Genomic DNA, 8,684 nt, shown 5'->3' on the forward strand with positions numbered 1-8,684 from the left:
TCAGGAATGTCTCCGGGTAAAAGCCTGGGGCTTGTAAATCAGGCCTGTTTCTCGAAAGTTTGCATGTAGTCAACCAGTGTTTGCACGCCAGCCAGCGGCATGGCGTTGTAGATGCTGGCGCGCATGCCACCTACCGATTTATGGCCCTTGAGTTGCAGCAAGCCGCGCTCCTTGGCGCCATCGAGGAAGGCCTGGTTGCGCGATTCGTCCTTCAGGAAGAACGGCACATTCATGCGCGAGCGGCAGTCGTGCGCCACGCGGTTTTCGTACAGTTGCGAGCCGTCGATCGCGCGGTACAGCAACTCGGCTTTGGCCTGGTTGCGCGCCTCCAGCGCGGCTACGCCGGTCAGCGCGCCTTCCCGTTGGCGCAGGATCCAGTCAAACGTCAAACCTGCCATGTAGATGCCCCAGGTGGGCGGGGTGTTGTACATCGACTGGTTATCGGCCACCAGGCGATAGTTGAAGGCGCTGGGGCATGCTGCCATGGCGTGGTCCAGCAGGTCGTCACGCACCACTACCAGGGTGAGGCCCGCAGGCCCCAGGTTCTTTTGCGCGCCGCCAAAGGCAAGGCCAACCCGGCTCCACTCCACGGGGCGCGACGCGACGTGCGACGAGAAATCGATCACCAGGGGCGCCTTGCTGCCCAGTGTTGCCAGATCGGGCAACTCCTGGAATTCGACTCCGTTGATGGTTTCGTTGCTGCAGATATGCACATACTGCGCGCTGTCGCGCAGCTTCCAGCCTGCCGCTGCGGGGATGTGGGTAAAGCCCTGCGCCTCGTCGCTCGCCACCGTCTGCGCATCGCAGAACTTGCCCGCTTCCTTGACGGATTTCTGGCTCCAGCTGCCGGTGACCACAAAATCGACCGCGCCGCCCCGCGACAGGTTTAGCGGCACGATGGCGTTTTCCGCCAAACCGCCGCCTTGCATGAACAGGATGTGGAAGTGATCGGGCACGGCGAGCAGCTTGCGGAAGTCGGCTTCGGCCTTTTCGGCGATGGAGATGAATTCCTTGCCTCGGTGGCTCATTTCCATCACGCTCATGCCCGAACCATGCCAGTTCAGCATTTCGGCGGCTGCCATTTGCAGCACTTCCTCGGGAATGGCGGCCGGTCCGGCCGAGAAGTTATAGGGGCGTTGCATTAAAAGGCCTCTTGCGCCCAACCATGGGCGGTAGTAGCTATATAAAAAGGAGCAAACCAATCGAAGAAAAAGCCATGTCGCAACATGGCTTGTTCAGGGCTTATTCGGTTGCAGGCGTGTCGTCTGCGTTTCCTTCACTGCCCTCGCTGTCGGCGCCTTCCGCATTTTCATCGGCCTGCGCATCGTTTTCTACGATTCGCTGCAGGCCGCTGAGCTTGGCGCCTTCATCCAGGCTGATCAGGGTGACGCCCTGGGTGGCGCGGCCCATCTCACGAATCTCGGCCACGCGGGTGCGCACCAGTACACCAGTGTCGGTTATCAGCATGATCTGGTCATCCGGGCTCACCAGGGTGGCGGCCACCACCTTGCCGTTACGCTCGGACTGCTGAATTGCAATCATGCCCTTGGTGCCACGGCCGTGGCGCGTGTATTCGCTGATGTGGGTGCGCTTGCCATAGCCGTTTTCCGTGGCGGTCAGCACACTTTGGGCGCTGGAGGATGCGGCGGCTTCCGTGTCGCCGGACAGCATGGCGTCGGCCGATTCGGCGTCGGCCACCAGCATGGCGATCACACTCTGGTGGTCTTCGATGTTCATGCCGCGCACACCGCGGGCATTGCGGCCCATGGGGCGAACATCGTTCTCATCAAAGCGCACGGCCTTGCCGCCATCGCTGAACAGCATCACATCGTGCTTGCCGTCGGTGAGCGCCGCGCCGATCAGGTAGTCGCCTTCGTCCAGGCCCACGGCGATGATGCCGGCCTTGCGTGGGTTGCTGAACTCATCCAGCGAGGTCTTCTTGACTGTACCCATCTTGGTGGCCATGAACACGTAGTGGTCGGCAGGAAAACTGCGGTATTCGCCGGTGAGAGGCAGCACCACGTTGATTTTCTCGTCGTCCTGCAGCGGGAACATGTTGACGATAGGGCGGCCACGGGAGCCGCGCGAACCCGCAGGCACTTCCCAGACCTTGAGCCAGTACAGGCGCCCACGGTTGGAGAAGCACAGCAGGTAATCGTGCGTGTTGGCGATGAAGAGCTGGTCGATCCAGTCGTCTTCCTTGGTCGCTGTGGCCTGCTTGCCGCGGCCACCACGCTTTTGCGAGCGGTATTCGGACAGGGGCTGGCTCTTGATATAGCCGGTGTGTGAGAGCGTGACCACCATGTCGGTGGGGGTGATCAGGTCTTCGGTGGACAGATCCTGCGCGCTGTATTCCACCAGGCTGCGGCGGGCGCCCAGCTTGGTCTGGCCAAATTCGGTCTTCAGGGCCACCAGCTCTTCGCCGATGATGGTGGAGACGCGCTCTGGCTTGGCAAGGATGTCCAGCAGGTCTTCGATGACCGCCATGATCTCCTTGTATTCCGCCACGATCTTGTCCTGCTCCAGGCCGGTGAGGCGCTGCAGACGCATCTGCAGGATTTCCTGGGCCTGGGTTTCCGACAGACGGTAGAGACCATCTTGCTGCATGCCAAATTCGACTTCCAGGCCTTCGGGGCGGTAGTCATCGGCGCTGACGACGCCTCCATCGGCGCGGGTACGGGTGAGCATTTCGCGCACCAGCTGGCTGTCCCAGCTGCGGTTCATCAACTCGGCCTTGGCCACAGGGGGCGTAGGCGCGTTGCGGATGATGGCGATGAAGTCGTCGATATTGGCCAGTGCCACGGCCAGGCCTTCGAGCACATGGCCGCGATCACGCGCCTTGCGCAGCTCGAACACGGTGCGGCGGGTGACCACCTCGCGGCGGTGCTCCAGAAACACCTTGATCAGGTCCTTGAGGTTGCACAGCTTGGGCTGGCCGTTGACCAGCGCCACCATATTCATGCCAAAGGTATCCTGCAGCTGGGTCTGCTTGTACAGATTGTTCAGCACCACCTCGGGCACTTCGCCGCGCTTGAGCTCAATCACCAGACGCATGCCGGACTTGTCCGACTCATCCTGGATGTGGCTGATGCCCTCGATCTTCTTCTCGTGCACCAACTCGGCCATGCGCTCCTGCAAGGTCTTCTTGTTGACCTGGTAGGGCAGCTCATCCACGATGATGGACTGGCGCTGGCCTCTGTCGATGTCTTCAAAATGTACCTTGGCGCGCATCACCACCTTGCCGCGGCCGGTGCGGTAGCCTTCCTTGACGCCGTTGATGCCGTAAATGATGCCGGCAGTCGGGAAATCTGGCGCAGGCACGATCTCCATCAGATCGTCCACCGTGGCATCAGAGTGGTGCAACAAATGCAGGCAGGCATCCACCACTTCATTCAGATTGTGTGGCGGAATATTGGTGGCCATGCCGACCGCAATACCGCCGGATCCATTGACCAGCAAATTGGGCAGGCGGCTGGGCAATACCAGCGGCTCGCTCTCGCTGCCATCGTAGTTGGGGCCGAAGTCCACCGTCTCCTTGTCGATATCGGCAAGCATTTCGTGGGCGATCTTGGAGAGGCGGATTTCGGTGTATCGCATGGCGGCGGCGCCATCGCCATCGACCGAGCCGAAGTTGCCCTGGCCGTCCACCAGCATGTGGCGCATGGAGAAATTCTGGGCCATGCGCACAATGGTGTCGTATACCGACTGGTCGCCGTGTGGGTGGTATTTACCGATCACATCACCAACGATACGCGCCGACTTCTTATAAGGACGGTTCCAGTCGTTATTGAGTTCGTGCATCGCATACAGAACCCGGCGATGCACTGGCTTCAGGCCATCGCGTGCATCGGGGAGTGCGCGGCCAACGATCACGCTCATTGCGTAATCCAGGTAGCTGCGGCGCATTTCCTCCTCGAGGCTGATGGGCAGAGTTTCTTTAGCAAACTGGGTCATAGATCTGACATGAGTGGCGAAGTACAACAGCCATTTTAGGCGCAAGCTGATGTTGCATGCTGGCAACATTCTAGGTCCAATGCGCTTTTGTCTTACCCTTGGTGCTACAGATAACTATGGCGATCCGGTACGCCTATGGCACAATAAGTAAGAACGTTTTTGGTGATGGTCACTGACGACGTCTTGATTCGCAGCGCGGCTGCGGCTTTTTCCCCAAGAGGAGAACCATGAAGAAACTGAACAAAGTGGCGATGTTGTTTGCCTCTGCAGCGCTTGCAACCGCCGCTGGAGCACAAATTAAGGCTGCTGACGGCGGCAAAGTTGTTGATAACTGGCAAAACGGCACCAGCGAGCTGGTGTGGAAGAACGGTACCAACGAACTGTGCTGGCGTGATGCCAACTGGACGCCTGCTACCGCAGCTGAAGGTTGCGATGGCGCTCTGGTGAAGGCAGCTGAAGCTCCTGCGGCTCCAGCTACTACTGCAGCTCCTGGCGCAGCTCCTGCACCAACCCCTGCTCCAGTTGCAACCACCCAAAAGGTTACCTACGCTGCTGACGCGTTCTTCGACTTCGACAAGTCGGTGCTGAAGCCAGAAGGCAAGGCTAAGCTGGACGATCTGGCCGGCAAGGTGAAGAACATCAACCTGGAAGTCATCATCGCTGTGGGTCACACCGACTCCATCGGTACCGATGCTTACAACCAGAAGCTGTCCGTGCGCCGTGCTGAAGCTGTGAAGGCTTACCTGGTGTCCAAGGGCATCGACAAGAGCCGCGTGTACACCGAAGGTAAGGGCGAGAAGCAACCTGTGGCAGACAACAAGACTGCCGCTGGCCGCGCCAAGAACCGTCGCGTGGAAATCGAAGTGGTGGGCACCCAGAAGTAATTCTGGCCCGCTCGCAAAAAGCCCCAGCAATGGGGCTTTTTTTATGCCTTCGCCAACTTGCAGATGGTGGACAATGGGGTCATGAACCAGACAGTGAACGCCGATCCGGCCGAATTGGCCAAGTTTTCCGACCTAGCCATGCGCTGGTGGGATCCTGACAGTGAATTCAAACCCCTGCACCAGATCAATCCACTGCGCCTGGATTGGATCAATGCCTACAGCCCCCTCCAAGGGCAAACCGTGCTGGATGTGGGATGTGGTGGCGGCATCCTGAGCGATTCCATGGCGCGCAAAGGCGCAACTGTTACCGGCATCGATTTGGCCACCAAGGCTTTGCGTGTTGCGCAATTACATGCTTTGGAGGCCCAAACACCCAATGTTACTTACAAAGAAATCGCTGTCGAAACCCTGGCACTGTTGCAGCCAGAGAGCTTTGACACGGTAACCTGCATGGAAATGCTGGAGCACGTGCCCGATCCGGCCTCGGTGGTCAAAGCCTGCCATGATCTGGTCAAGCCAGGAGGATGGGTGTTCTTCTCCACCATCAACCGCAACGCCAAAGCGTTTGCTCTGGCAATTGTAGGGGCTGAGTATCTGCTGCAGATGCTGCCCAAGGGCACGCACGAGTATGCCAAGTTCATTCGGCCAGCAGAACTGGCTGGCTACTGCCGCGATGCGGGCTTGGTGATTGAGCGCAGCAAAGGTCTGCAATTCAATCCGCTCACGCAACGCTACTGGCTCAATGACGATACCAGCGTCAATTACATGATTGCTACCCGAAAGCCTGCCTGATGACGCTCGCTCGCCTGAAAAATCCTATCCGAGCTATTCTTTTTGATCTGGACGGCACATTGATCGACAGCGCGCCTGATCTGGGGGCTGCGGCGGACCAGATGCGGGTGGTGCGAGGTCTGCCGTCGCTCCCCATGGCCGATTACCGCCCTTTTGCAGGGTCAGGTGCAAGGGGAATGCTACGCGTCGCTTTTGGCCTGCAACCGGAAGATGAGCAATTCCCCATCCTGCGCGAAGAGTTTTTCCAAAACTACGAGCGACGTATGACGCAGGACACCACAGTTTTCGATGGTGTCTCGGAAATGTTGACAAATATTGTGGCTCGTCAATTGCATTGGGGTGTGGTCACCAACAAATCCAAGCGCTTTACGGAGCCCTTGTCCCAACAGATGAGCTTGTTTGCCACTGCTGGTGCTGTAATCAGCGGTGATACCACGCCGCACGCCAAACCTCACCCTGAGCCCTTGTTCGAAGCTGCCCGGCGCATCGGCGTGGCTCCAGAGTCTTGCGTGTATGTAGGCGACGATGAACGCGATATCGTGGCAGGAAAGGCGGCAGGCATGTACACCGTCGCTGCTGTTTATGGCTATCTCGGTGAAAAACAGTCTGTCGCCCATTGGCAGGCCGATGACATCATTGATTCTCCGCGCGAGCTCTTGAAACGGCTAAAACTGTCCTAAAATAGATGCCATGGGGCTGTCCCGGTTTCGACGTGGGTTCGGGATCGGTGTGGTGCATGTCGAGCTTGAGTGACGCTCGTGAATCTCCATTCAAAAAACTAACTGCAAACGACGAACGTTTCGCACTCGCCGCTTAAATCCGGTGAGCCTTGCAACAGCACGCTGATGGGCTGGGCAAGGGGGTAGCAATACCTCCAGGCTGCAAGGGAATTTTCATCAGCTGGTTGTCTGCCGGGTGCCTTGGCAGATGACAAGAAAATAGGGTACTGGCTTGCTACATAGCGTGCGTCTGCGCGATATAGCAGGTGAGATTTAAACCAGAACGCTAAACATGTAGATCTGCTCGACGAAGGCTTACGGACGCGGGTTCAATTCCCGCCAGCTCCACCATACAGCACAACGCCACACAAGAGAAATGCCTCTGTGTGGCGTTGTTTTTTGCCTTTTTGATTGTCTGGAATTGTCCAGAAAATCACACCGAAATCACACGGAAATCACACCGATCTCATTTCACGGCTTTCAGGCTGGCCTTGGGCTTCTGGAAGTCCTCTCGGATGAACTTCCCGTAAGTGCGGAAGACCATCTCCACATCTTCATGCCCCAGTTGCTGGGCAACGTACCACGGGTTGGCTCCTGCGGTCAGAAGTGTGGATGCGTAGGTGTGACGAATCTGGTATGGGTTGCGGTATGGAATGCCGGAGCGCTTCATGATCGGCAGCCACGCATTCTTGCGAACCTGGGCATCAGTGGCCCATGGCTCTAGCGTGGATGGGTTGAGCCAAACCCGGTCACCTTTGAGTTGGCTGATTGATCGCTGGATCCGCAGTGCCTCCATTGCATCCGCATTCAGATCGACCTCACGAATCCCTGCGGCGGTTTTGGGCGCTTTGATAACTCCTGCGACCTGGTTTTGGACAATCCTTGCAGTCGCCTTGTCCCAGTCGATGTGTTTCCAGTCCAGCGCCTGCAGCTCGCCAGGTCTCAACCCAGTGTTGAACCAGAACTGAAAAGTAGGTCGCTCGTCTGGCCGGCACGCGCCAAGAATTGCCTCGCGTTCCGTGTGAGTAAAAGGACTGATCACATAGTCACTGGCCTTGCTAGTCTGGCGAATAAGCTTCACCAGGGCAATCCGTTCGAATGGATTGCTTTCAATCAGCCCGTCATTCAGTGCATCCTCCATGACCGAGCGCAGGGGGATCAGCATATTGCGAATGGCCTTGCTTGTGCAGTCCATGTCGCTGATCCATTCCCGCAGTGCTGAGGGCGTGACATCTGTCAGCTTGTGGCCGTGCCATTCCCTCATACGCTCCCCCGTGATGCTCTTGGCATACCCACGGAAGGTGGCCGGTGACATTTTTCCGTTTGCCACCTGTTTCTCGTATAGCTCCAACTGTTTTTGAAGCATTTCTTCCATGAGGGCGGATTGCTTGCTTGGCTTCTTCGCCTTGGGGCTTTCTGGGAAATATTCAGCGTAGATGAATGATCCATCAGTCACCTTGCGCTTGATTTCGGCCCTCAGGTTGCTCGCATAATGAATGCTTGCCTTGTTTATCGGGCAGGGCGGGAGCAGCTCCCTGCATTGCTGGGCATTCCACATGAACGAGATTTGGATGCGCTGCCCGGATACCAAATCTCGAATCAGCACGCCCGGCGGGGTAGCTGGCTTTTTATCCATTGATCAGCCTCTTTGATGTTCACGTAAAGACGGCGGGCGATGACTGCGCAGTGAGTGCCATCCAGCCAAACGCCATCACGGCGGCGGCAATGCACTGCCATGGGAGTAACGCCTGTCAGCTCCTCAAATTTTTCAGCCAGCACCCATTCAGGCTTCACTGTCAGGTCGGCTGCATTGGATGGTGTATCTTTATGTTTCACGATTCCTCCAATAGATAGCCCATGAAGCGGGCAAAAAATAACCCCGCATCAAGAGCGGGGCTGGTTCCATTTGTCTTGCTCGCGCTTTTTCTTGGCGCGGCGGATTTGACGCCTAGTCGGTTTCATTGGGGGCTCCCTTTTGATAGGCGCAGATTAGTGAGAGCAGACCATTCGTCTTTGGCAGGACATTCATCGGTCGCCTAAGGAGATGCTCTGTGTATGCCACGTCACCTTTACCTATTTCTCGGACTAGGCATTCGTCACACAGATCACCAAATTCATCCTGGCTTGAGCCTAGGTCGTCTATCACTGCCGCGATCTGCTCAGCTGACCATGGGCCATGATGCGTTTTGCTTCCGCAGGATTCGCACTCGCCACGCATTGCTGCTTCAACGCCGTTCATCCCTCACCTCCAGTGCCGCGAGCGCGGATGTGTATTGCTCCAGTTCTTCTATGAAAAACGGCCAGTGACCGTTTTCCGTGTAGTCACCGCCCAATA

The 8,684-nt window shown here is 57.4% G+C and carries 7 protein-coding genes and 1 other RNA gene; 4 read left to right on the forward strand and 4 right to left on the reverse strand.

Annotated elements, in window-relative coordinates; all coding sequences use genetic code 11:
* Positions 1 to 38: 38 nt before the first annotated feature.
* Both serC and gyrA read right to left on the reverse strand, forming a co-directional pair.
* Positions 39 to 1,142, reverse strand: coding sequence for a 3-phosphoserine/phosphohydroxythreonine transaminase (gene serC / locus HNP33_RS10915; RefSeq protein WP_184708266.1), 1,104 nt, complete (start codon positions 1,140 to 1,142; stop codon positions 39 to 41).
* Between the two features lie 100 nt (positions 1,143 to 1,242).
* A complete protein-coding gene (gene gyrA / locus HNP33_RS10920) occupies positions 1,243 to 3,954 on the reverse strand; it encodes a DNA gyrase subunit A (RefSeq protein ID WP_184708268.1) in 2,712 nt (903 codons plus the stop codon).
* 227 nt (positions 3,955 to 4,181) lie between these two features.
* On the opposite strand from gyrA, the gene ompA reads away from it, so the two are divergent.
* From ompA to ssrA, 4 genes are all read left to right on the forward strand, one after another.
* Positions 4,182 to 4,838: an outer membrane protein OmpA gene (gene ompA / locus HNP33_RS10925; protein ID WP_184708270.1), complete on the forward strand. Its 657-nt coding sequence runs from the start codon at positions 4,182 to 4,184 to the stop codon at positions 4,836 to 4,838.
* Between the two features lie 81 nt (positions 4,839 to 4,919).
* Positions 4,920 to 5,630 (forward strand): bifunctional 2-polyprenyl-6-hydroxyphenol methylase/3-demethylubiquinol 3-O-methyltransferase UbiG, encoded by a 711-nt coding sequence (gene ubiG / locus HNP33_RS10930; protein WP_184708272.1) that lies wholly within the window; start codon positions 4,920 to 4,922, stop codon positions 5,628 to 5,630.
* On the forward strand, positions 5,630 to 6,310 hold the full coding sequence (locus HNP33_RS10935) for an HAD-IA family hydrolase (protein ID WP_418903835.1): 681 nt from the start codon (positions 5,630 to 5,632) through the stop codon (positions 6,308 to 6,310). Before ubiG ends, HNP33_RS10935 begins: the two co-directional genes overlap by 1 nt.
* Before the next feature lie 12 nt (positions 6,311 to 6,322).
* Positions 6,323 to 6,700, forward strand: a transfer-messenger RNA (tmRNA) gene (ssrA, locus tag HNP33_RS10940).
* A 115-nt stretch (positions 6,701 to 6,815) separates the two neighbouring features.
* Here ssrA and HNP33_RS10945 read toward each other — a convergent pair.
* Both HNP33_RS10945 and HNP33_RS10950 read right to left on the reverse strand, forming a co-directional pair.
* Positions 6,816 to 7,985 carry a site-specific integrase gene (locus HNP33_RS10945; RefSeq protein ID WP_184708274.1) on the reverse strand — a complete coding sequence of 390 codons (1,170 nt, stop codon included), beginning with the start codon at positions 7,983 to 7,985 and terminating at the stop codon, positions 6,816 to 6,818.
* Positions 7,949 to 8,185 carry an excisionase gene (locus HNP33_RS10950; RefSeq protein ID WP_325064929.1) on the reverse strand — a complete coding sequence of 79 codons (237 nt, stop codon included), beginning with the start codon at positions 8,183 to 8,185 and terminating at the stop codon, positions 7,949 to 7,951. The genes HNP33_RS10945 and HNP33_RS10950 overlap by 37 nt, the downstream gene beginning before the upstream one ends.
* Positions 8,186 to 8,684 lie beyond the last annotated feature (499 nt).

It is taken from the genome of Comamonas odontotermitis (genome assembly GCF_014207855.1).
GTDB classification, from domain to species: Bacteria; Pseudomonadota; Gammaproteobacteria; order Burkholderiales; family Burkholderiaceae_C; genus Comamonas; species Comamonas odontotermitis_A.